16 protein-coding genes and 1 pseudogene are annotated in these 22,637 nt (G+C 70.3%); 9 read left to right on the forward strand and 8 right to left on the reverse strand.

Annotated elements, in window-relative coordinates; translation table 11 throughout:
- The first annotated feature begins 110 nt into the window (after window positions 1-110).
- Window positions 111-1,397: a hypothetical protein gene (locus ACI79U_RS11840; protein WP_457067986.1), complete on the forward strand. Its 1,287-nt coding sequence runs from the start codon at window positions 111-113 to the stop codon at window positions 1,395-1,397.
- Window positions 1,398-1,484: 87 nt separating this feature from the next.
- On the opposite strand, the gene ACI79U_RS11845 is transcribed toward ACI79U_RS11840, so the two are convergent.
- Both ACI79U_RS11845 and ACI79U_RS11850 read right to left on the reverse strand, forming a co-directional pair.
- Window positions 1,485-1,634, reverse strand: coding sequence for a hypothetical protein (locus ACI79U_RS11845; protein ID WP_457067983.1), 150 nt, complete (start codon window positions 1,632-1,634; stop codon window positions 1,485-1,487).
- A 103-nt stretch (window positions 1,635-1,737) separates the two neighbouring features.
- Window positions 1,738-2,793 (reverse strand): NUDIX domain-containing protein, encoded by a 1,056-nt coding sequence (locus ACI79U_RS11850; RefSeq protein WP_457067981.1) that lies wholly within the window; start codon window positions 2,791-2,793, stop codon window positions 1,738-1,740.
- A gap of 178 nt (window positions 2,794-2,971) precedes the next feature.
- Here ACI79U_RS11850 and ACI79U_RS11855 point away from each other — a divergent pair.
- From ACI79U_RS11855 to ACI79U_RS11875, 5 genes and pseudogenes are all read left to right on the forward strand, one after another.
- Window positions 2,972-3,352 (forward strand): annotated as a pseudogene (locus ACI79U_RS11855) (ADP-ribosylglycohydrolase family protein); the annotation flags it as partial.
- A 74-nt stretch (window positions 3,353-3,426) separates the two neighbouring features.
- Window positions 3,427-3,927, forward strand: coding sequence for an ADP-ribosylglycohydrolase family protein (locus ACI79U_RS11860; RefSeq protein ID WP_457067980.1), 501 nt, complete (start codon window positions 3,427-3,429; stop codon window positions 3,925-3,927).
- Between the two features lie 44 nt (window positions 3,928-3,971).
- On the forward strand, window positions 3,972-4,370 hold the full coding sequence (locus tag ACI79U_RS11865) for a protein-tyrosine phosphatase family protein (RefSeq protein ID WP_457067979.1): 399 nt from the start codon (window positions 3,972-3,974) through the stop codon (window positions 4,368-4,370).
- A gap of 866 nt (window positions 4,371-5,236) precedes the next feature.
- Entirely contained in the window at window positions 5,237-6,319 is a 1,083-nt protein-coding gene (locus ACI79U_RS11870) for a hypothetical protein (RefSeq protein WP_457067976.1), read from the forward strand.
- A 5-nt stretch (window positions 6,320-6,324) separates the two neighbouring features.
- Window positions 6,325-7,221 (forward strand): phosphorothioated DNA-binding restriction endonuclease, encoded by an 897-nt coding sequence (locus ACI79U_RS11875; RefSeq protein WP_457068062.1) that lies wholly within the window; start codon window positions 6,325-6,327, stop codon window positions 7,219-7,221.
- A 224-nt stretch (window positions 7,222-7,445) separates the two neighbouring features.
- Here ACI79U_RS11875 and ACI79U_RS11880 read toward each other — a convergent pair whose 3' ends face one another.
- The 3 genes from ACI79U_RS11880 to ACI79U_RS11890 form a co-directional block, all read right to left on the reverse strand.
- Window positions 7,446-8,147: an 8-oxoguanine DNA glycosylase OGG fold protein gene (locus ACI79U_RS11880; protein WP_457067973.1), complete on the reverse strand. Its 702-nt coding sequence runs from the start codon at window positions 8,145-8,147 to the stop codon at window positions 7,446-7,448.
- Window positions 8,144-9,787: an NERD domain-containing protein gene (locus ACI79U_RS11885; protein ID WP_457067971.1), complete on the reverse strand. Its 1,644-nt coding sequence runs from the start codon at window positions 9,785-9,787 to the stop codon at window positions 8,144-8,146. Before ACI79U_RS11885 ends, ACI79U_RS11880 begins: the two co-directional genes overlap by 4 nt.
- A gap of 127 nt (window positions 9,788-9,914) precedes the next feature.
- Window positions 9,915-10,154: a hypothetical protein gene (locus ACI79U_RS11890; RefSeq protein ID WP_457067968.1), complete on the reverse strand. Its 240-nt coding sequence runs from the start codon at window positions 10,152-10,154 to the stop codon at window positions 9,915-9,917.
- Between the two features lie 187 nt (window positions 10,155-10,341).
- On the opposite strand from ACI79U_RS11890, the gene ACI79U_RS11895 reads away from it, so the two are divergent.
- Window positions 10,342-11,148, forward strand: a complete 807-nt coding sequence (locus tag ACI79U_RS11895) for a hypothetical protein (RefSeq protein WP_457067965.1) — start codon at window positions 10,342-10,344, stop codon at window positions 11,146-11,148.
- Complete coding sequence (locus tag ACI79U_RS11900) at window positions 11,042-12,469, forward strand: putative bifunctional diguanylate cyclase/phosphodiesterase (RefSeq protein WP_457067963.1); 1,428 nt, start codon at window positions 11,042-11,044, stop codon at window positions 12,467-12,469. Before ACI79U_RS11895 ends, ACI79U_RS11900 begins: the two co-directional genes overlap by 107 nt.
- 256 nt (window positions 12,470-12,725) lie before the next feature.
- Here ACI79U_RS11900 and ACI79U_RS11905 read toward each other — a convergent pair whose 3' ends face one another.
- Both ACI79U_RS11905 and ACI79U_RS11910 read right to left on the reverse strand, forming a co-directional pair.
- A complete protein-coding gene (locus tag ACI79U_RS11905) occupies window positions 12,726-13,463 on the reverse strand; it encodes a hypothetical protein (RefSeq protein ID WP_457072798.1) in 738 nt (245 codons plus the stop codon).
- An 11-nt stretch (window positions 13,464-13,474) separates the two neighbouring features.
- Window positions 13,475-18,733 carry an AAA domain-containing protein gene (locus ACI79U_RS11910; RefSeq protein WP_457068060.1) on the reverse strand — a complete coding sequence of 1,753 codons (5,259 nt, stop codon included), beginning with the start codon at window positions 18,731-18,733 and terminating at the stop codon, window positions 13,475-13,477.
- Window positions 18,734-19,052: 319 nt separating this feature from the next.
- On the opposite strand from ACI79U_RS11910, the gene ACI79U_RS11915 reads away from it, so the two are divergent.
- The gene (locus tag ACI79U_RS11915; RefSeq protein ID WP_457067958.1) at window positions 19,053-22,022 is read left to right on the forward strand and encodes a sigma-70 family RNA polymerase sigma factor; all 2,970 of its coding nucleotides are present in this window, start codon (window positions 19,053-19,055) and stop codon (window positions 22,020-22,022) included.
- Here the strand turns inward: ACI79U_RS11915 and ACI79U_RS11920 are convergent.
- A complete protein-coding gene (locus tag ACI79U_RS11920; protein ID WP_457067956.1) occupies window positions 22,019-22,420 on the reverse strand; it encodes a hypothetical protein in 402 nt (133 codons plus the stop codon). The two genes, ACI79U_RS11915 and ACI79U_RS11920, sit on opposite strands and share 4 nt — an antisense overlap.
- Window positions 22,421-22,637 lie beyond the last annotated feature (217 nt).

The following is a 22,637-nucleotide window of genomic DNA, read 5'->3' on the forward strand; positions in this document are numbered from 1 at the left end:
GTCCCCCGATCCGGTGAGAGGCCGTGCCGTAGCCCCGATCTCCGTCGGTGGCCCGTGGTCGTCTTCGTCGCAGGAGCGGGACCCACCCGCTTCCGTGAGGAGGCGGCCCGGTGGAACAGGCGGCGGAGCTGTTGTGGCGGGCAGCGTTGCGGCGTCCGTGGACGAAGCGGCCGCTCAAGACCGACGTCGGGGCGATGGCCGCAGCTCTCGACCCGGGCGACGTCATCGACGGGGTGTTCCAGGCCAGGTGGGCGGGGACGTCCAGCGGCGCACTGGCGATCACGTCCGGAGCCTTGCTCATGGGGCAGGCACAACCCCGACAACACTTCACCGAACTGCTGCGGCTGGCCAGGCCGGAACACCGCCACGGTCCGCAGGCTCTGGTCATCCCCCGCTCCGGCATCCGCAAGGTCTCCCTGACGTCAGAGGGCGTCGCCGTGCACACCGATGACCAGGTCATCGATCTGCTGACCAAGAACGACTTCGTCCTGCGAACAGCCCTCTGCCGGCTGGCCCCGAGGTCCGGATCCGCTACGGACGTCGGCGAGCGGCGGGGCCGGACGAAGCTGCCGCACGACGCGCTCTGGAACACCCGCTACCCGCACGGGCGGAACCGGATCGAGCGCAAGACGCGGCCCGCTCCAACCGGGGTGATGGCCTCCGTCGAGTCCGCCGGACAGGCATGGCGGCGCCTCCCGCTGTGGAGCCGGTGGGTGCTGGCGGTAGCTGCGTTCGTCGGGCTGCAGGAACTCGCTGCGCCGGTCGGGGTGCTGTTCGCCGTCCTGCTGCTGACCCTCTTGGGCCTCACCAGCGAGGCCGCCGCCGAGCGGCGCCGTCTCGCTTGCGCCGGACCGGAGACCGAGCTGGCCGAGGCCGACTGGATCGAGGCGCGGGTGGCCGGTGCGGCGTGCCGGGCGTGGGAGGAGACGCTGCGGGAACCGTCGTGGTCCTCTCCAGCACTCGAAGCCACGCGCGCCGCGTTCGACGGCGACCGCGAGGTCGACGCCGTCATCGACCTGGCGGTGCGCATCCACGAGGCGCGCACCGATCTCGGGGCCATGCCGACGGGGCCGGCCGTGCACGTCTGGCAGGAACAGTGGACGGCGCTCGACGCAGCCGCCGCGCGACTGGGTGAGCGCGCCGACGCGCTCATCCAGCACCGCGACCAGGCCGCGCAGCTGTCCCGGGAGCTGGCTCAGCTGGCCGAGCTGGAGAGGTTCGAGCGCTCCGCGCTGGTCATCGACGACCTGACCATCGCGACATCGGTGGGGTCCGAACGCGCCGGGCTCAGCCCGGTGGCGGACGACATCGCCGGCACCAGGACAGCGGTGCGGGAGCTCATCGAGCTGATGACCCGCACCCGGGCGCCGCTGGCCGTGCCGGTCGACGGGCCCTAGTCACCACAGTCCAGTACCGGAAGCCGAGGTAGTCGTCGGCGCCGGCCCTGCACTCGAGCCGCTCGTGCCGGTACGGCCGAAGCGGACTCAGTAGCGGCTGCTGCCGCCCGGGCTCTTGCCGTTGCGCTTCGCCTGGAAGTCCGCGAAGGCCTTCTTGAGCTTCGCCCGGTTCTGCGGCTTACGGGCCTCCTGGATGACCTTCGACGCGACACCGGAGATCAGGAGCTTGCGGATCATGCCTGCCATGGTGGTCTCCCTCTGTTGAGCGGCCGGTGCTGGCCGCAATTTCTCGAACCAGTGCCCCAGGACACGAGATCCACGCCCGTCGGGTTCCCGAGGCTCAGTGTGCGCCGGTGATGCGGGCCAGGGCCTGCTCCAGCGCAGCGCGGGCGGCCTGCCGGCGTACCGGCTCGTCCAGTGCGGACGCGGGCACGTGCACGTGGTGGGTTGCCGCTGAGGTGCGTTCGAGCCGGAAGTCCGGGTGGTCGTCGGCGACCGTTCCTGCGGCGTCCGGGTCGAGTCCGACGGAGAGCGTCTGCGGCCGGGCGTAGGCAGCGACCCGTTCCTCCCCCACCGGCCGCACGGCCACGTAGTGCGGCATCACCGTGAGCGTCAGCGGCACCTGGGCGCCGACCTCGTCCACGAGCCGCTGGATCGCCGGCGCCACGGTGTGCGCGCCCAGCCCACCGAAGGTCCGGGCCGGACCCGCGTCGTCCACCGGCCGGTCGGCCCGGTTCCGCTCCTTGCGCACCGGGCGGATGCCGAGGCCGTCGGTCACGTCCCGGCTCTCCCCGGCGCGCCGGTAGAGCTCGGCCGGCTTGCCCATGACGCCCGCCCGCTCCTTGCGCGCGAACTCCCCGGTGGGCTGGATGAGCCCCTTGCCGACCATGTACCGCCGGAACGTGTCGATGGACGGCCGGCTCTCCCCCGGGCCGGGCCGTGGCGCCACCGCGTCGTGCAGCGCCTGCAGGGCCTTCAACGGAAATGCCTCGCCGAGGAGGCCGGCGGGGTCGGGCTGCAGCGCGTAGTCCTGCCGCACCCGGTCGACGGCCAGGCGCACGATCACGTCGTGGTCGAACGGCTGACCCACGGCGTCGTCCACCGGCACCACCCGGACGTCGTCCCGGCTCGCCACCACCAGTTCGACGTCCTCGGCGAGCAGCATTACGACGTGCGCGACGGAGAGGACCCAGGCCCGGTCATCGCGTGCGGGGTCCTCGAAGACGTGCAGCTGCTGCGGGCGCGTTCCGCGGAGGCCCACCTTCTCGGACAGCGAGCGGAGGACGGCGTCGGCCAGCGTCTCGCCCTCGTGCAGGGAGGTCCTGGGGAGCGCCCACTTCCCGCCGTCGGAGCGTTGGTGCTGGACGACCCCGAGAGCTCCGTTCCGTACGTCCACCGTCAGGACGGCGGTGTCCACCGCCACGGACGGGCGGGGATGGTCCGCCAACGAACGGTCCTGCTGGAGGTGGTGCGCACCCTGGTCACTCACCCCGTTGACCGTAGGGCGTGTGTGCGGCTGACTCGTACGCGGTTGCACGCCGTGCCACCGGGATGGAGGCCTGATGACCCAGCCCATGCCCCGCGACCACCGTGTCGCCGGTGCGCTGATCGGTTCCGCCGTCGGCGACGCCCTCGGCGCCCCGTTCGAGTTCGGCCCGGCCGGCCAGTTCTCCGCCTGCTTCCCCACCGACGCCCGGGGGGTCGCCACCGAGATGTGCGGCGGCGGTCCGCTGGTCCGGGAGCCGGGCGAGTTCACCGACGACACCCAGATGGCGCTGCTGGTGGCGGCGTCCCTGGTCGAGCGCGGCGGCCTGGACGAGGCCGACCTCTTCGACCGGTTCCGCACCTGGCTGCGCGCCGGCCCGCCGGACGTCGGGAACCAGACCCGCGCCGTCCTGGGTTCCGGGCGGCCGTGGGACGTCGCCGCGGCCGAACACCACGCCCGCTCGGGGCACGCGGCCGGCAATGGCTCGCTGATGCGGACGACGCCGGCCGCGATCTGGTTCGCCGGTCCGGCACCGCGGCCACCATGGACGCCGCCCGGCGGATCTCCGCCCTCACCCACGGCGACCCGGCGGCCGGTGAGGGCTGCGCGGTCTTCCACGAGCTGGTGCGGGTGGCGCTGGACGGCTGCGACCCGCTGGCCGCGATCCCCGCGGCCCTGGAGCTCATGGCTCCCGAGCACCGCGACCGCTGGGCGACCGTGCTGGCACCGGGCTGGACGCCGGACCAGGCGACCGAGAGCAACGGCGCGGTGTGGCCGACGCTCGGCTCGGCCGTGTGGGCGCTGCGGCACGCGGCCGACTTCGCCGGGGTGATGCGGCTGGTCATCGACCTCGGTGGTGACACCGACACGGTGGCCGCCGTCGCCGGCGGGCTGGCCGGTGCGGTGTTCGGCATCGCCGGCATCCCGATGCGGTGGACCTCCGTCGTCCACGGCCGGGTGCCGGGCTACGCCGAGAAGCGCTGGGATCTGGCCGACCTGCACGCGCTCGCCGCGACCCTGGACGGCCGCCCGACCGGCACGTAGCAGCCCGTAGCCCGCGGCTGGAACCGCGGGAGGTGCTGCCGGGTGTGTGGGCCGCCGACCTCGACGGTGCGCGGAACAGCTCCCGGGATCTTGCCGTCGTCTCGCTCTGCCGGACCGGCGAGTCGTTCGGGCACGACGTGCAGCGTTACGCCTACCTGACCGACGACGACGCGAACAGCGAGGTGGACGCCGTGCTGGCCGACGTCCTCGACGACCTCGCGGCGCTGCGCGCCGAGGGCCGGCCGGTGCTGGTGCACTGCCACGGCGGGGCGTCCCGCACCGGGCTGGTGCTGCGGGCGTGGCTGCGCCGGACGGAGGGCCTGTCGGCCGCGGAGGCGACGGCCAGGGTGCAGGACGTGTGGCCGTACCTCGGCCTCTGGAATGACAGCTTCACCGCCGCGCTGGAGCGCGTGGGCCGCTCGACCGGCGGAACGCGCAACTGAGGTTGCCGTGGACAGGTGCGCAGTCACGCGTTGAGATCCGGCCCATCCCGTCCGCCCGCGCACCATCCGTCCCACCTGCCACCGACACGGCTCGGCCTGTCGCTGCCGGCCGGTAGACAGGGCGCATGACCGACCCCGTGGACCTAGCGGGACATGGCGGCGGGAAGGACGGACGTGGGTTCCACTCGGCGAAGGTAGGTCAGCTCTTGACCACCGAGAGACTCCGACTGCAACGGCTCACCCGAGCCGTCTCCTTCGGCAACATCTGTCGCATCCGCCACGACGAGGTCACGCGGAGACCAGCGGCAGGGACTCCCAGAGACGGCCTCGCCGATGACCCGGACACCCAGGGCGTGGGCTTCCGCGCCTTGCCCCGCGGTGAGTCCGGGTCGGCACTGACCAGCACGTTGGTCTTCCCCGAGACCGAGTTCATCGGCTGCAGCCCCACAACACGGGCGGCGTCCTCGAAGTCCGACCGCGGCCAAGACGTCTCGCCGGTGAATCCGATCTTGCTGCCGGCGGAGAGACCGGGCAGGACGCCGGTGGTCTCAGATCGACCACCGCGATGCGCATGCCGCCACCGCCTCGGCCGTAGCGGACCGCAGGTCGTTCCTCCGATGCATCGGGCTCTCCCCGTGTTTGGCCACCCACTGCACGTTGCCATGCGGAACAGTCGTCCAGAGCGAGCGCAGCGGTGTCGCCCTCACGGACAGCGCACGCATCAAACCTCCCGCGCATGACTGCCTCGACGGGCACGCCGACTCGGACGTCAGCGGACCGGTGAGCACGAATGCCCCAGCCCGGACGACACGCGTGAATCGGCCGCTCGCCCGAAGCCTCCCTCGCTGCTGTGCGAGAGTCCGGCCGTGTCATCGCCACGGGGGAACGTCGATGTCCTGGTCCGTCACGAGGGCGGCGCGTGGTCCGCGCCGACCAGTTGCGGCTACGAGAAAGAGGCGGAGCTCCAGCAGTTGCTGCACCTCCAGCCGAGTCTCATTGAGGGCGTCAGCCAGGCCGCCGTCGCCGTGCGGGAGTTCAGCACCGGTGTGGGCCCGGCTGACCTGGTGATCGTCGACGCCGACGGCTCGATCACCGTCGTCGAGTGCAAGCTCGCCAGCAACGCAGACATCCGCCGGACGATCATCGGCCAGGTATTCGACTACGCGGCCCGCCTTGCCGAGCTCACGCCGGTCGACTTCACGGAGCAGTGGCAGCGGCAGAGAGGGCCGTCCCTCGATAACCTTTTCGACGGCCGACCCGACGACGCACGCCAGGCGCTGGAGGCGAACCTCTCGGACGGCGTGTTCACGCTCGTGCTCGCCGTCGACGCGATCAACGAGGACCTACGCCGCATCGTCCGCTACCTCAACGCGCACACCTCCGCCGGGATGCGGCTGCTGGCCATCGAACTGCGGCGAGCTGTGCACGGCTCGACCGAGATCCTCATCCCCACCGTGTACGGCGCCGAGTCCGCGGACGAGAAGAACGCCAAGCGGACTGGTGCCACTCCGCGCTGGACGCACGGTGACGTCGCCCCCTACCTCCGCGACAACGGCCATGCCGAGCTCGCGGAGGCGTTGACCGCGTTCGAGCGGGAGCTGGCCGAGGTCGGGTTTCGGGTGCAGGGCGGGGGTTCCGGGTCAGCTCCCAGCTACTCGATCTGGGGCGCAACCGTCGACGGCGTCGACATCGTCCCGTTCAGCGTCTACTGCAGCGACCAGTCGCTGGCGTGCAACTTCGAGTGGGTGTCCCAGGCGGGTCGGCCTGCGCAGGAGACGTTCCTGAGCGACCTGCTGGCGGCGGAAGCCCAACTACGGGCCGAGGTCATCAGGGCAGCCGACTTCCGCAAGCGCCCTGGTACCCCGCTGTCGATCCTGCTCGACCCGGCCAGGCGGTCGGCCGTCGTCGCCGCGGCCCAGCGGCTCACCCAGGGCCCGGCGGCCGAGTGACGAAGATGGCCGGAGCCGGTGGCGCTGCGGACGTGTTGGCCGCCTTCTCCTCGTTGCGGCAGCATCAGCGGAACGGTCAACGGTCGCCGCACAAGCCGTTGCTGGCGCTGCTCGCCTTGGGGCGGTTGGCCGCGACGGGTCGGAGCGACGTGCCGTGGTCTGTGGCTGAAGAGAGGCTCGCTGACCTCATCGCCGAGTTCGGTCCGGCGTCTCACACCGGCCGCGCGCAGAGCGCCGCGTACCCGTTCACCCGGCTGCGGGCAGACAACATCTGGGTGCTGGACCGCGAGGTGGACGACGACAAGGTGAGCCCGCTCCGCGCCGGGGTGACCGGTCGCTTCGAGGCGGCGCTGGAGGAGCGCCTGGCCACGGATCCGATACTGGTCCAAGCCGTGGCTCGAACGCTCGTCGACAGCCACTTCCCACCGACCGTGGCCGCCGACGTCCTGGTCGCCGTGGGCTTCGACCCGGAGGTCTCGCAAAGCGGGGCCGCCTCCCCGGGCGCAAGGAAGCGGAGCCAGACCTGGCGCATGGCCGTGCTGCAGGCGTGGGATGAGCAGTGTGCGTTCTGCGGCTTCGACGGCCGGGCCGGAGGCATGGCGATCGGCGTTGAGGCGGCCCACGTGCGGTGGTTCGCCCTTGACGGACCGGATGACCTGGACAACGGCCTTGCGCTCTGCGCGCTGCACCACAAGCTATTCGATCGCGGCGTGCTCGGCCTGGACGACGACTTGGCGGTCATCGTGTCCCAGCGGTTCACGGCTCGGACGACGTCCGGCCGGACCGTCTACGCCCTGCACGGCCGCCGACTGACCCCACGTCCCGGCACTGAGCCACCGGCGCTGGACCACGTGGGCTGGCACCGCTACCAGGTGTTCCAAGGTCTCCCGCTCGCTGGCTGACCCAACGCCCGCGGCAGCTCAGCAGAAGCGCTGGCAGGTGGAGAGCCCAGCGGTCATCCGCCCGCGCTACCCGCAGGCAGCCGAGGCGGTCTCGCCATCGAGCAAGTCGCAGTTGTAGCTCGACCTGCCAGGGGGCGTCGCCGGTCACGAGGCCTCCGACAGCGGCGATCAGCTCCTTCAATGGGAGGGCCACAGCAGCCTGCCCCGGGGCAGTGTCACTGCTCTCAGCCGACGCCGTCATCGCGTGGCGGCACGAACAGGCGCAGCTCGATCTCATCCGGAGCCACCCGGCGGTCGTCAGAGCTGAGTTCAGCCGCCCAGCGACCGAGCAGGCGAATGTACCTGTCGTACGTCGCGGCCGGCCAGCCCGTGATCCCGTTGAGCGACGTCCAGCCACAGGTCCGATGCAGTCGGCGCGCCACGCGCGCATCGAGGATGAGACATCCGTGGTCGGCCGCGCCGCCGCCGGCGAAGTACAAGTACTTTGTCGAGAAGGCCGGTCCTAAGCCAGCGATGGCGTTCCCCTTCGGATGCAGCAGCGAGTACCCCGCCGACGGATCGCGGCGCGCAAGGGCTGCGGCATCCGCCAGCAACTGGCCCAGCTTGTCGGGGTCGCGGGCCACCCCGGCGATGCGCCGACCGTTCCCGCGCTGGCTCGGTCCGGTGCCCCAGGCGCAGCTGGCCCACAACAGTCGACGGGCCGCCAGCGGGGAAGTGACCGACTCCTCACCCAGCAGGAACAGGTCGCGGCGGGACAGCTTGTCGTCGGCGAACAGGTCCGCCGACATCCCGCAGCTGTCCAGCCGGGCGTGCCACCACGCGCGACCGACGTCGAAGCCTTGCTGGAGCAGCTGATCACGCGAGGACGCCAGGACCTGCTCGCGCAGCCACTCGGGAACGGGCAGGGCGTCGACGTCGGTTCTCATCGGGGCCCCCCGGCCAGCCGGCGGACGACGGCCTCGCCACCGACCCGGCCGATCAGCTCCAGGTCGCCGCAGACGACCAGCAGGTCGCGCGCCCGGGATAGTCCGACGTACAACATCTCCCGCGCCCGCTCCTCGAGCCGGAACCCGTTGACGGCGAGCACCACGGCCGGCCGCTCCAGCCCCTTGAAGCCGAGAACGTGCCCGTAGAAGAGGTCCTCGTCGTCCCAGTAGCTCGCCCAGTAGGCGTCCTGCCCCTCCGCCTGCCGCTCCACCTGCACCGGGTGCCGGCTGTAGGTGGTCAGCAGCGCCACCGACTGCGGGGGCCACCCCTCGTCGAGCAGCGCGTCAGCGGCGTCGTCGGCGACCCCGACGGCGTCCTCGCTGGCGCACTGGATGAACCGCACCGGCACGCCCTGCTGCCCGCGACTGCGCATTTGCGCCGGCGCCAGGCTGGAGAAGGTGCCGGCGATCTGCTTGGTGTTGCGCAGGTTCTCCGTCAGCGGGATCGGCACCAGGTCGACCGTCGGCCGGCCCTGCCGGGCGAACACCCGCTGCCCCTCGTCGGCGAACACGTACAGGCAGCCCTCATCGGGGTTCTTCAGTGCGGCAAGGACGGCCGCCCACCAGCTCTGCGCGAAGTCCTGCGCCTCGTCGATGACGATCGCGTCGAACCGCTCCCCCACCGGCAGGTCGCCGGCGAGCGCGACCATGCGGTCGGGCAGCAGCTCCTCCCAGTAGCCGCTGTCGTCGTCCGAACCCACCGGCACCCCCCAGCCGATGCCGAGGTTGTGGAAGGTGCCGACGTACGCCGGCCGCTCCCGCCGCCGCAGCTGATGGGTCCGGCGGGTGAGGTACTCGGCCAGGCCGCGCGAGTAGCACATGAGCGCGACCCGCTTGCCCTCGTTCGCCAGCCGGCGGGCCTTCTCGATGGCCAGCCAGGTCTTGCCCGAGCCCGCGCCGCCACGGATCTCCACCCGGTCGAGCAGCGCCAGCCGGTCGAGGACGTCGGCCTGCTCCCGGGTCAACAGGTCGCAGGCAGCCTCCCGTTCGGCGAGGTCGGCGACCAGGTCCCGCTGCGGGATGGCCGCACCGGCCAGGCAGTCGACCAGCGCGTCGACGTCGGCGTGCGTGGGCGGCTCGGGGACGTCGACCAGCTTGCGCAGCGCCGTTTCGATGCGGCTCGCCGCATGGGGCAGGTCGGTCTGATCGACGACCATCCACCGTGGCAGGTCCGGCGCGCGGAAGTCGTCCGGCAGGGTGGTGGTCGGCAGCGCGACGAGGTGCCCGAGCCTGGCGTTGCCGGCCGACCAGCGCGGGTGCTCGTCGAGGTAGTCGCGCAGCAGGTACTTGCAGATCCGGGCCTGGTCGACCGGGTGGATCACCTTGTCGCGGGTGCGCCCGGACTGCCGCCACTCACCGTGCTGCAGGGACACGCTGCCGCCCTTGACCTCGACGACGGCGATGCCGACGCCGGGCCAGGCGACGATGAGGTCGGCCTCGCGGTCTTCCCGGCGGTCGCTGAACCGCTGGCCGCAGAAGACGACGGCGTCATCGGGCAGGTGGTCGAGCAGCGCGGCGGCGAACAACTGCTCGGCGTACGAGGCGAACGACGGGTTCTTCGGGAACCGCCGCGCCGTCACTCCTGTACTCCGGTCACCTGCATGACTCCCCGTGATCCTCGTTGGTTGCAGCACGCAGCATGGCACCGCCTGCGGGCGCCACCCGACCGCCACCGCCGGGCGCGTCCAGGCGAGAGGCCCACGGCGGTCAGTCGAGGACGTCCTCGTCCTCGACTGAGGGCTCGTCGTGCCCCCAGTTCAGTCCACAGCTGCGGCAGGTCAGCACCGGCTCGTCCGGCCCGAGCATGCAGCCACCCAGCGCGATGAGCCCTTGTTCGGCGAGCTCGAAGTCCCCGGGGCCGGGCAGCCCCCAGACCAGCGGGACGGAGTCCTCCCGCCCACACGACGGGCACGACTTCCCGACCTGCACACCAACCGGCTCGCTCATGCGCCCTCCCCGTGTCCTGGCCGTCCGTCCGTCCGACGACCGGGTGCGGAGTAGAGCAGCACCCACCGACGAGATGCTGCGTCGTCACCCGTCCGGATGAGCCGCCGAGGGCCCGGTACCTTCCAAACGATCTTGGGCCGATAGACCTGGCGTGACCCGCCGACCGGACACCTGCGAGCGAGGCCGCGTGCGATCACGGGCCTACCTCGTCGCCCTGCTGTGCCTCGTGGTGGTGTTCGCAGCCGGAACGGCGACGCAGCACGACGGGCCGCTGGCGGCGCTGCTCCTGGTGGTGGTGCCGTACAACGCGGTCTACCTGCTCGGGGCCCTGATCTGCCTCGAGAGCGTGCGCCGGAGCCGGGCCGAACGGACGGCGTGGCTCGCGGTGGGCAGCGGCCTGGCGCTGGCGAGCGTGGCCGCCACCTGGGACACCGTGGCGCTGCTGGGATCCACGACCCGGGCGTTCCCCTCGGCCGGCGACGCGCTCAACCTCCTGGCCCTGCTGGTGATCGGGGTGGGGCTCCTCGCCCTGCTCCGGGCCCGGGCACCGCGCACCTCGGCCAGCGTCTGGCTCGACGGGCTGATCGGGGCGCTCGGCGCGGCGGGGGCGGCCAGCGCGGTCGTGCTGCCGGCGCTGGGCGCGATCCCCGCCGATCTGTGGGTCGCCGCCGTCACCCTGGCCTATCCGGCGAGCGGCGTCCTGCTGCTGGTCGTGCTCGGCGTGGTGGGCGGGATCCTCGGGCTCCAGCGCGATCCCGCCGTCCTGCTGCTGGCCGCCGGCATCGCCATCAATCTGCTGGGCGACCTGGTCTACCTCGAGCACTCCGACGACGGCAGCTTCGAGTCCGGCGGGCCGGTGGACGTCGTCTTCCTGGTCGCCGTGGCCCGTGCTGCTCTCCGGCACCAGCGCGCCGGGGTTCGCCCGGTGGTGCGCACTGGGCTGCATCGCCGCGTCGGTCCTCCGGTCCGCGCTCACCCTGCACGACGTCCATGACCTGCACACCGCCCGCACGCTCGCGAGCACCGACGAGCTGACCGGGCTGGCCAACCGCCGGGCGCTCATGGTCGACGGCGCGCGCCTGGTGGCCGAGGCGTCGGCGCGGCATCCGCTGGCGCTGCTGCTGCTCGACTTGGACGGGTTCAAGGAGGTCAACGACACCCTGGGCCACCACGCGGGGGACGCGCTGCTGCGCCAGGTCGGCCCGCGGCTGGCCGCCGTCCTGCGCCCGGGCGACCTGCTGGTGCGACTCGGTGGCGACGAGTTCGCGGTCCTGCTCCCGGGCACCGGGCTCACCGAGGCCGCCGAGACCGCTCACCGGTTGCGCGAGCGACTGCTCGAGCCGTTCCCCGTCGCCGACGTGCGGCTGCACGTGGGAGTCAGCATCGGCGTCGCCGCTGCCCCGGTGCCCGCCACCGACCTCCAGCAGCTCATGCACCACGCCGACGTCGCGATGTACACGGCGAAGTCGCACCGGGACGGCGTCCGGGTGTACGCGCCGGAGCCCGGGAGCGGTACCGGCGACCGGCTGCAGACCATCGAGGAGCTGCGCGCCGGTCTGGCCCGCGGCGAGCTGGAGGTGTACCTGCAGCCGCAGGTCGCTGCCGCCGGCGGTGCGGTCATGGGCGCGGAGGCGCTGGTCCGGTGGCGCCACCCGGTCCGCGGACTGCTGGCACCGGCCGACCTGCTGCCGGCCGCCGAGCAGGCGGGCCTGCTGCGACCGCTGACGGACACGGTGCTCGACCTCGCTCTCGCCGCGGCCTCGGGTTGGTGGGCCGACACCCCGGTGCCGGTCGCCGTGAACCTGTCCGCGGCCAACGTCACCGACCTCGACCTGCCGGCCAAGGTGGCGGAGCTGCTGGACAGGCACGGGTTGCCGCCGGCCGCGCTGACCTTGGAGCTGGTCGAGGACACGCTGATGTCCGCCCCCGAGCGAGGGCGGACGGTGCTGGCCGGCCTCCGGGGCCTCGGCGTGCGGACGTCGATCGACGACTACGGCACCGGCCAGAGCTCACTGGCCCACCTGCGGCACCTCGCCGCCGACGAGATCAAGCTGGACCGCAGCCTCACCGCGGCCGTGACGAGCGACGCCCGGGCCGCAGCGGTCGTGCGGCACACCGTCGCCCTGACACACGACCTCGGGCTCGACGTGGTGGCTGAGGGAGTGGAGGAAACCGCGACGGCGACCACGCTGGCCGAGCTCGGCTGCGACGCCATCCAAGGCTGGTGCATCGCCCATCCGATGCCGGTCGCCGACTTCCGGTCCTGGCTCCAGCTCCAGCAGCGCCCACTGGCTGACGACGCCGCCGTGGTGTGAGCACGACTGACGAGCGTCAGCGCAACGAAGTCGACCAGAACCAATCGCTCAGCGACTCGCTCTTCCCCAAGGATTGGCGGCAGCTCCCGGTAAGGAATAGATCAGCTGCTGACCACGAACCCAGCGGACCCTGCGTCGGCACTGGAGTGTTCATGCCGACGGGCATCTCCTGGCACTGGGACACTTCACGGCCGTCACTCAGGCGCCCGTCGGGCGGCAGGCCCAAGAGTTGGACGTCGAACAGGCGAGCGCTGGATCATCCGGATGGTGTGGGCAACGGATCGCGGTTCTTCGGGTAACGAACCCCGTGCGGATCGATCGCGGCGACCACCCCGATCAGGCTCCGCTGCAGCTCCAACAGGCGTGGAGCTCGAGTCGCATCTCCCCCGAGAGCACGTACGTCCTCGACCAGCGGCGAGAACCACTGACTGAGCGGAGTGGCCGGGTCTGCCAGCAGCTCGACGAAGCGCGCATAACCCAGGCAGTCCGAGCGCTCGTCACCCGTGCTGCCGCGGCCCGTGACGACCATGAGTTCGCCCAACGCCCGCTGCTCAGAGCGAAACACGCGGAAGGCATCGCCCAGCGGTCGCTTGTCACTGGCACAGACCGAGGCGACTTGGTCGATCCGCCCCTGGACGGATTCCTCGTCGTCGCGTGAAGGGATGGGGAGGAACTGCGCCTCACGCCTGGTGATCTCCACCCAGCCGAAGTACTGACCGAACAGCCATGCCGTGCTCAGTGCCTTGTAGTCAGGGCCGCTGACGCCGTCACGGCCTGACGCCAAGAAGCCCTGTTCGATGATGTTGAACAGCCGAGACTGGAGGTCGTACGCCGCCCGGACGAGCGGTTCCTGGTAGCGATCGAGCAAGGCCTGCGTCTTGTTCTGCGTGTCCCTTCGCGCTGCGTCTGTGTCTCGGGATCGCTGACCTCGTTGCGTGATGAGCGTGACGACCACTGTGCCCAGCACACCTACCAATGCGGTGAGCAGCGGCACGAGCCACGTCGTCATGCACTGCGCCCCGAGTAGCCCAGCTCGGACAGGCGGGCGCGTGCTGTGCGCAACTCCTGATCGGTGAACAGTGGCGCCACCGCTGAGTCCAGCACTGCGGCTTCGATGCTGTGGTGCAGGAGCTCCTGCCGCTGGAGCCTCTTGAGCAGACGAAGCGGCTCATCGCGGGCCAGCAGCGCCCGCGCGAACTCGACACAGCCCAGCTCCTCCATCTTGCTCACGTACCACTCGCTGATCAGGTCTCCGAGCGCCTCGACGTCCCCTCGAACCCGCTCGTCGAAGACCCGCTCCATGTCTGACCCCGAAACTGTGCTCGCCTGCGGCTCGGCTCGGGTCGTATGGGCGAGAGCGTCACCGTGGCTCAGACCGCGAGCGGTAGCCGACGCACTCGTTCCGCCTGCACCGCGCATGGGGTGAGTCGTGTCTTGCGACTCGACGAGGACATAGTGAGTGCCCTTTGTCTGCCCCCGCCGCTCCAAGAGCCCGTCGTCGACCAGGGCGTTGAGCAGTCGACGCGCGGCGACTGCCTCCACCTGGAGGAAGCGCCGCACGATCTCAGTGGTCACCATGCCGTCCGCGGCCAGCTCCAACACGAGCTGCTTCTCCTCATCTGGCCCGTGCACAGATCGCCGCTCCGTCGCAGCAGCGGCCTGACGCGGCTGGGGCGCAATGACGTTCGTTTCCGCGGACGCCGGCGTTGGCGTCGGGACGACGGGCTGTAGCTCCGTCACCTTGGAAACTGACGTGAGGGGCACCTGCGCCTCCACAGGGGCGATGGCGACCGAGACAGGTGCCCCGGCCATCAGGACCGAGGGGGCTTCCAGTGCAAGCTCGTCGCCTTCCTCCTCGTCCGACAGCTCACCGGGCACCCAGTCACCGCGGTCATCGGCAGCGTCGATGCGCACCGGCCCGATCCCCCGCTTGTCCAGGGCCAGCCAGAGGTCGGCCAGCGCAGCGTCGGGGTCGAGGTAGTACCGCGACTCCCGAACACGCCAGAACTCCCACCCACAGCGGCGGAGCTCCAACTCGCGAGCGAAGTCGTTAGCGACTTGCTCGGGCGAGCTGTGCCAGGCATCGCCATCACACTCGACCGCCAGCTTGCCCTGCGAACCGGTCACGACCAGGTCGATCCGCCGGCCGTTGACCTCGACCTGCGGGGTGACGTGGTAGCCACGCTGCCGGATCCGCCGGAACACCCGCTGCTCGAACAGGCTGTCGAAAGCCGAATGCCGCTCATCGTCCCTGACGTCGTCAGGCATCGCGGCGGCCGGAGCGACGGGCATCGCCGTCATGTAGGTGAGCAGCTGAGCACGCAAGTCGGCGGGGCGCAGTTGGTCGCTCGTGACCGAGTGGAATAGCCAGAGTTGGTCGCGAGCCCGCGAGGCGGCCACGTTGTAGGCGCGCGCTGCATCCGTTCCCGTGAGCGAAGCGCGCTTGTGATCAGGAGCCGTCACCAAGCTCAGCAGGATGACGTCGCGTTCATCGCCTTGGAAGTCCGGCGGAGTGCCGACTCGGATTCGGCGGCGCTCCCATTCCTCCGTGTCGACGCGGCGGAACAGTGCATCCTTGATGATGTCGACTTGGGCCCGCCCTTGGAGGACGACGACGCCGAATGACTTGCCGTCGTACGCCGGATCCTGCAGACACCGCACCAAGTCGTCGACGATCGCCTCGGCCTCGACGACGTTGCGAAGCTGAGCGTTCTGCCCCTCGGTGTAAGCCGCCGGCACGTACGTCGTCTTCAATGGCGGAAGCCTGTCAGCACCGTGCTGACGCACCGGGATCAGCGGGGCGTCCCGATAGAACATCTGCGAAGACCACGTGATGATCTCCGGCATGCACCGGAAGTGCTCGCGCAGCCGGATCACCTGACCGAAGCGCGTACGCATGGTCGAGAAGACGCTGGACCGTGGGGTCAACGTGGCCCGCATGTAACTGGGCATGTCGTGCAGGAGCGTGTCGAGCCGGTCGAAGATCTTGTCCAGGGCGCCATGCTTGACCTCGGATGGGGTGCACTGCTTGTCATCGCCCACGACGATCACTCGCGGGGCCAACCACAACAGGAAGAGGTTCTCGATCCCGACCTGGCTGGCCTCATCGACGATGACCACGTCGAACGCGTTCTGGTGGGGCGGGATGGAGGCGAGGACTTCCTGCAGCGGCATGACCCACGCCGGCACCGCCCCTTGGGCTGCTGTCATGGCCTCGCGCGCCGCCAGGCGGTAGCGCTGGGCGTACTTGCCAGTGCCCTTGCCGACGTTTGCCATGTTGTCGCGGTAGGCCTGCAGTGCGGTGACCTGCCCAGCGGTCATCCGCTGCAGACACGACTTCCACGCCTGTGCAGCTGCGAGCTGAGCCGTGAGCTTGGCGAGATCCCGATCGATGCTCGCCAGGTCGCGGTCCAGAACAGCTTCGCGCCCAGGCGCTGTCCGCTCGCGGACGAAAGTCGCCGCACGAGCCCAGTCCCACGCCCGTTCGGCGTCAGGGAGACGCTGTTCCCAGATCGGTTCGACGGCCGTTTCGCGGAGCTGGCTGAGCAGTGCCGGTGCACCAGCGTCCAGGCGCTGTGAGAGCTCGTCGCACCGCGACTGGGCTCGCTGCTCACGACCAGCAGTGTCGAGCGCATCCGACCCGGCGGCGTAGGCGCTGGCATCAGCGTCGCGGAGCGCCGAGACCACTGCGGTCATCTCGGGCGCCCGCTTGCCCTTCTCAACGCTGGACTCGAGCGCCGCAGCCAGCGACTCGAGCTGGTCAGTCGCCCGCCGCGCCACCTCGACATCGGCGAACACCGTCGCAATGTCGACGAAGCTGCGCACGCCCTGGGTCGTCACGAGGTCGACCCGCGGCATCGTGGGGACGTTGGCCAGCAAGTCGGCGAGTTCGTCGCGCGCCCGCCGGAGCGCATCAATGGCTTCGACGGTCTTGACCACGCGGTTGGCGTACGAGACCTGCGCAGCGCGCGGTCCGCTGGTCACAGTGGGGATGGAGAGGAGTTCTGCCTGCCCGGCGAACGCCTGCAGCCGGGCGAGCGCGAGGAAGTGCAACGAAGCCACGTGTGACAGCTCTGCACTGGTGACCGGGAGCCCGTCGACACGGAGTCCGGCAAGGTAGGGCTCCGCGGCCTTCTGCTGGTCGCTCTTGAACAGCCTCTTGAGTGCACCCCCGGACCGCAGGTAGTCGGCAAGCGCGCCAAGCGCCTGGGCAGCTGAGACAGGCGCCGCCTCGATCGTCACCTCGACTTGGCGATGGCCGATCTCGCTGTTCATCGTGAGCGCATCGTTGACGAGCTGGCGTGCGCTGCCGACCTGCATCCACAGGACCTCATCATCGCCACGGAGCACCGCGTCGAGGACCGTCATCGCCCAGGATGCGTCTGCGCCGCTCGCGAGGTCCGCCAACCCGTCGCGCAACTGGCTGCAGACCTGGATGAGGGCGGCGAGCGTCGGTGCGTCTAGCTCGCCGAGGACCTCGGAGAGCGGCCCGGACTGGCGAGTTCGTGCTTCATCGCCGCGGCGCACGTCCGTGACCAGACGCTCGACCAGGCGCAGGTCAGGCCTGGCCGCTGCCGGCGGCATGACCTGATCCCGCCGGCGACGGCGGAGTTCGGTGTCGCCTGGCAGCGCCAGGCGCAGCTCGTCCAGCTCTGCTCGGGACAACGGCAATGCGCCCTGCGCTGGGATCGGCATCCAGCTGTAGCGGTCCCCGACCGCGGTGACTGCCTCCGCGATGCGCGCGAGCGTCCCCTGGTAGCCGGGGGCGATCTCCGGGTGCTGGTAGGTCTCCGCCTCACGGAGGGCACGGATGTCTTCGAGGATCGCTGCCCGGCTGCGGCGTGCTTGGTGCAGCTTGCCCGCCAGGTCGTCGATCGCCCGGTCTGACTTCTGCGGGTTGAACGATGAGTGCTCGGCCGCGAGTCGGCTGACGCTCTTGCTCAGTTCCAGGGAGCCGCCACGACCGGCGTCCGTGATCGAGACGCAGAGCTCCTGCATCTCGGGCGGCAGCTTGTCCCGGAGGACCTGGAGCGCCTGGGCCTTCTCGCTGGTCACCAGTACGCGCTGGCCACGGGCGAGCAGCGCGGACATCAGATTGGCGATGGTGTGCGTCTTGCCCGTGCCAGGTGGGCCCTCGACGACGACGCCCGTGTCGTTGCGCAGCCGGCCGATGATCTGGGCCTGCTCCTCGTTCGCCGGCAGCGGGAAGAGCGGGTCATCGGCCACATCGACGCCGGCAGTCGCACCGGTTGCCTCCAACCACGCGATGCGGTCCTCGGCCTCGATGGACTCGACCAGCTGTGCGAGACCGAGCGGGACAGCCTCGCCGTCGGCGGACAGGGTGCGCTCGATGTTCGTGTAGTACTCCTGCAGCGCATACGCGCCGCGTTGCCGCAGGACGATCGCGGGCGTCGGGGTGAGCGAGACCTGCCGCGGCGCCGGCACCACCCACTCGGAGCCGACGTCCACCGGCTGGAGGAGGGCACGACCGGCCCACTCCTTCAGGAACGTCAGCGCATCACCGCTGGACGGCCGGACGTCCAGCTCCGTGATGCGGTTGCGGAGAACAGCCGTGCCGCCGTCGTCGAACGAGGCGAGCCCGGAGAGGATGCGGTTGTCCTCCAGGCCGGTGACCGCCTCGGGATCGAGGAGGACGACAACGTCGCCGGTCTCCTGCTCGATGTCGATGCTGACCCGATGCGTGAGCACGTGAGTGCGTACGTCGTCTTGCGGCAGCTGGAGGAGACCGCCAGCGACCACTGCCTCGACCGTCTCGGGGTTCTCGAGCATTCGCTGGCGCATGTCTCGCAGGCGGTCGTACGTCTGCTGGAGCCGCCGCTTCGGACGGTCCGCCTCGGCCCACTGTTGCCATGCGGGGAGCCAGCGCTCGTAAGCGGCCCTGACATCAGGTCGCTCTTCGAGCGGGACGACGTTCTCTGCTTCCGTGACCGACGTCCGCAGCGTCGGTGCAGTCAGCGAGCTGTTGTCCCGATCGGTGACTCGCACCCAGCCGTGCAGAGCAGCGGGCAGTTCGGGCGGTGCATCCAGGAAGACGCGAGGGAGCCGGAGCAGGACACCACCCGGAGCTGCATCGGGTTCGAGTGCAGCGAGGTCCTGGATGTCGACCAGCCACAGGTGCCCGAGGTGGTCCTCAACCTGCCGGACCGGGACGGCGCGGGCGGTCACCAGGTTCTTGAGGAAGTGGATGAGACGCCCGACCCGGTCCTTGAGGACAGGATCGGTTGCTCGTGTGGCGGCCGGCACCGTGGTCAAGCTGTCCCCCGTGTTGCTGTGCAGTCAGCGCAAGCCGAAGAGCTCGCTGATTGGTCACGCTAAGCACCAGGTACGACAGGAACCAGGGCTGCGGACCACGAGTTCACCTCATCCGCCCCGCCCGCCCCACGATCGGGTGGCCGCCACGACCGGAGCACGGAACGTCTCGAAATTCCCGCGAACCGTCCGACTCCTGACCTACGGTGCGCAGGTCCGCAGGCAGTGATGCCGGCGCTTCTGCACGGGGGTTGTCTTGTCACTGCCGATCGATGACGGCGTTGTCGACCCATGGGTCGTCTTGCGACGCCTCATGGCCGAGAACCGCTCACTGCGCGCGGAACGTGACGCCCTGAGCTCTCGCATCGACGAGCTCGAACTCCGGCTGCTCGATCGGCCAGTGGTGAGCGCGCCACCCCAGTCTGACCCTCCACAGCTGCCAACCTTGACGAAGCCAGACTCAGCGCCCCAAGTGACGGCTGTCGAGCCAGCGATCGAGGAACCGACCGGTCCCCCGGCGCACGAGGAGCCGATCGAGGCGCCGGTCAGGCCCCAGCACCCGGACATCTGGGCGCGGCTACGCCCTTGGCAGCGGGATGCCCTCACCGCTTGGCGCGAGCGGGGCAGCCGTGGCGTTGTCGAGGCAGTGACCGGCGCCGGGAAGACGTTCGTCGGGATCTGCGCGGCGCGAGATGTCCTCGCAGCGGGCGGGCGGGTCGTCGTCATCGTGCCGACGATCGAGCTGCAGGACCAGTGGTGGCGCGTACTCGCTGAGCAGTTGCCTGATGCCGCGATCGGGAAGCTCGGCGGCGGTCGTCAGGACGAGTTGAGCGACTGCGACGTACTCGTTGCGATCGTGCACTCGGCAGCTCGCAGGTCACTGCGCCCGCGCCCAGGCGACTTGCTGGTCGCCGATGAGTGCCATCGATACGGTGCACCATCCTTCGCCCTGGCGTTGGAGGCAGGCTTCGACCAGCGCCTCGGACTGACGGCCACCTTCGAGCGTGAGGACGGAGGTGTCGAGACACATCTGACTCCGTTCTTCGGCAATGTCGTCTTCACGCTCTGGTACGACCGCGCACTGGCTGACGGGGTGATCGCTCCCTTCGACATCGCGCTGGCCGGCGTTGAACTCACAGCCGTCGAGCAGCGCGAGTACGACGAGTGCGGCGAGCGCATGGACGTCGCAGCGCGGAACCTCGAGTGGCGGCACAACATCCCTCGCGAGCCATATGACCAGTTCTTCCTGCGGGTGAACCGCGCAGCGAAGGACCGCAGCCATCCAGCGTCCTTGGCTGCCCGCGCTTATCTCGGGCCGATGACTGCTCGCCGCACCCTGCTCGCTGCTTCCCGCGGCAAGCTGGACGTTCTCGCCGTGCTGGAGCCGGCTGTTCGCTCAGCGCACGGCGCACTCGTCTTCACACAGACCAAGGAGAGCGCTGAGAGCGCAGCGGGCCTGTTCGAGGAGTCCGGCATCCCAGCAGCCGCCTTGTACTCGGGGCTGGACCGCGACGAGCGCCGAGATCGGATGGCGGCTTTCCGCGAGCGCGCATCCCATCTGCTGGCGGCTCCCCGTGTCTTGGACGAGGGGGTCGACGTGCCCGAGGCCGACCTCGCCGTCATCGTGGCCGCCAGCCGGAGCCGACGTCAGCTCGTGCAGCGTCTGGGTCGCGTCTTGAGGCCCAAATCCGACGGCCGAGCCGCCCGGCTGGTGATGCTGTACGCCAAGGGCACGGTCGAGGACCCGACCGTCTACGCCGACAGTCCGCTGGCTGCGGTGATGCCGCACAGCCGCCGCCACGGTGACTACGCGTTGCCCGCAGAGCGCGCCGAACTGTTGGAGTTCCTACTGGGCGGCGAGAGCAGCGGCCCACACGTTCGTGCCACGGCTCCACCCTCCGCCAGGCCATCGGTCAGCAGGTCGCTGGTGCCACAACCCGGTACCCGCCCGGCCCCCGCGCCAAAGGTTCTAGCAAAGAAGGTCGCCGCCAGAACTACGGCGAAGAAGAGCCCGGTACGCAAGCCGACGATTCATCACACGGCCGCGCCCTTCGGTGTTGCAGTGGGAGAGGAAACAACGCCGACCGACCAGCGCCACGATGCCCGTCTGGGTGCCAACGACACGCGCGCCGAGGGCAGCGCCGACTCCGAGTGGGACGACGAGGAGGAGTCCGAGGCGCTGCGCCAGGCCCGCAAGGACGCCGAGCTCACCGCGTCGGCCGACTCCGTCCGCGCCTACCTCAAGCAGATCGGCAAGGTCGCCCTGCTCACCGCCGAGGAGGAGGTCGACCTCGCCAAGCGCATCGAGGCCGGCATCTTCGCCCACGTGCGTCTCGACGACGTCGCGGCGTCGGGCACCCGACTCAGTCCTCAGTACAGACGCGACCTGCACTGGATCGTGCGCGACGGCGAGCGCGCTAAGAACCACCTGCTGGAGGCCAACCTCCGCCTGGTGGTCTCCCTCGTCAAGCGCTACACCGGCCGCGGCATGGCGTTCCTGGACCTGATCCAAGAGGGCAACCTGGGCCTCATCCGCGCCGTCGAGAAGTTCGACTACACGCACGGGCTGAAGTTCTCCACGTACGCGACCTGGTGGATCCGGCAAGGCATCACTCGCAGTCTGGCCGACCAAGCCCGCGTTATTCGCGTGCCGGTGCACATGGTCGAGAAGCTGAATGTGACGCATGCCGAAGTCGAGCGAGCGCGCCTGAACGGTCACAGCCCGAAGTCGGCCAAGGAGATCGCGTCCGTCACAGGCTTGCCCTTGAGCGACGCTGACGACTACGTGCGTTGGTACGCCCAGACGGTCAGTCTCGACGCCCTTCTCGACGAGGACCCTGAGTACGCGTGGTCATCCAACTTTCTCCGCGACGACGGCAACCACCTCGACCGGTTCGAGTGGTTTCTCATCGCCAGTCCTGCCCTGGAGCGACTTCCTCCGAGAGAGCGACAGATCCTCCGCATGCGCTTTGGGTTCGACGACTGCGACCCCATGACCCTCGACGAGATCGGCAGCGTCTTCGGGGTGACCCGCGAGCGCATTCGCCAGCTGGAGAAGAAGGCACTCGACCAGCTGGCGGCCTGGGTGGACCGTGACTATGGCTGGCTGCCGGACAAGGCGCCGGAGCGTGCTGCCCCGTCGGCCCAACAGCGGCTGGAGACCGCGATCAGATCCCACGCGGCGACCTTCCTCGCGCTCCGGCAGCGGCGGCCGTCGATCGTGGAGTTCTACTTGTCCAGCCACACGTCCGACGCTGCCGTGATCGGTCGGCCTGAGCTCTAGAGCAACGAGGTGCCTAGCGTGGTCTGCTCCTCGACCCCGCAGAGCGTCCAGAAGTAACTGCGCCGGGCCCCGTGGTCGCCTTCACCCGGGATCCGGCTTAGCGCGCGGTCGACGCGCGACCACGACTCGGGATCCGCCAGCAGCCACGGCAGGTCCTCGAGGCCGAGGACTCCGTGGTTGACGAGGGTGCGGGCGTAGCGGAGCGCGGCGTCGGCCTTGGTCACGCCGTTGCGGATGGACGTCCGCTGCCTGTTCCGCGCGGACTCCTGAAGCGCATCTTCGTCCCGAAAGCGGGTGAGCAGTCGGGGCAGCGGGTGAGTGTCGACGTCCGGCGCCGACTCGGCGGTCAGGTCACCTGTCGCGGCAGGAATGAGCACCCGGTGCACCAGCGGAACCACGACCCGGTCATGGTCCGCACCCACGCTCCACACGGCGTCCAGGACGCAGGCAGACAGGCTGGTCCACCGCTCACGGGGCGGCTGCGCTGCCGAAAGCTCGGACGCAGCCGGGCCGAGCCCCATCTGGTCTCGAACAAGGCCGGCGCCCCGTCAGCCACGCATGCAGCTCTTCCGAGTGGGCTCGGCTCGCCGATCGCAGGGAGCTGGCCCAGCCACA

This window comes from Modestobacter sp. SYSU DS0904 (assembly GCF_054051115.1).

What these genes read in the sequence shown, in the direction of transcription:
- ACI79U_RS11845 (WP_457067983.1), bottom strand. Translation starts at nt 1,634, where the DNA reads ATGATCCGCAAGCTCCTGATCTCCGGTGTCGCGTCGAAGGTCATCCAG.
- ACI79U_RS11860 (WP_457067980.1), top strand. Translation starts at nt 3,427, where the DNA reads ATGGACGCCGCCCGGCGGATCTCCGCCCTCACCCACGGCGACCCGGCG.
- ACI79U_RS11875 (WP_457068062.1), top strand. Translation starts at nt 6,325, where the DNA reads ATGGCCGGAGCCGGTGGCGCTGCGGACGTGTTGGCCGCCTTCTCCTCG.
- ACI79U_RS11880 (WP_457067973.1), bottom strand. Translation starts at nt 8,147, where the DNA reads ATGAGAACCGACGTCGACGCCCTGCCCGTTCCCGAGTGGCTGCGCGAG.
- ACI79U_RS11890 (WP_457067968.1), bottom strand. Translation starts at nt 10,154, where the DNA reads ATGAGCGAGCCGGTTGGTGTGCAGGTCGGGAAGTCGTGCCCGTCGTGT.
- ACI79U_RS11915 (WP_457067958.1), top strand. Translation starts at nt 19,053, where the DNA reads ATGGCCGAGAACCGCTCACTGCGCGCGGAACGTGACGCCCTGAGCTCT.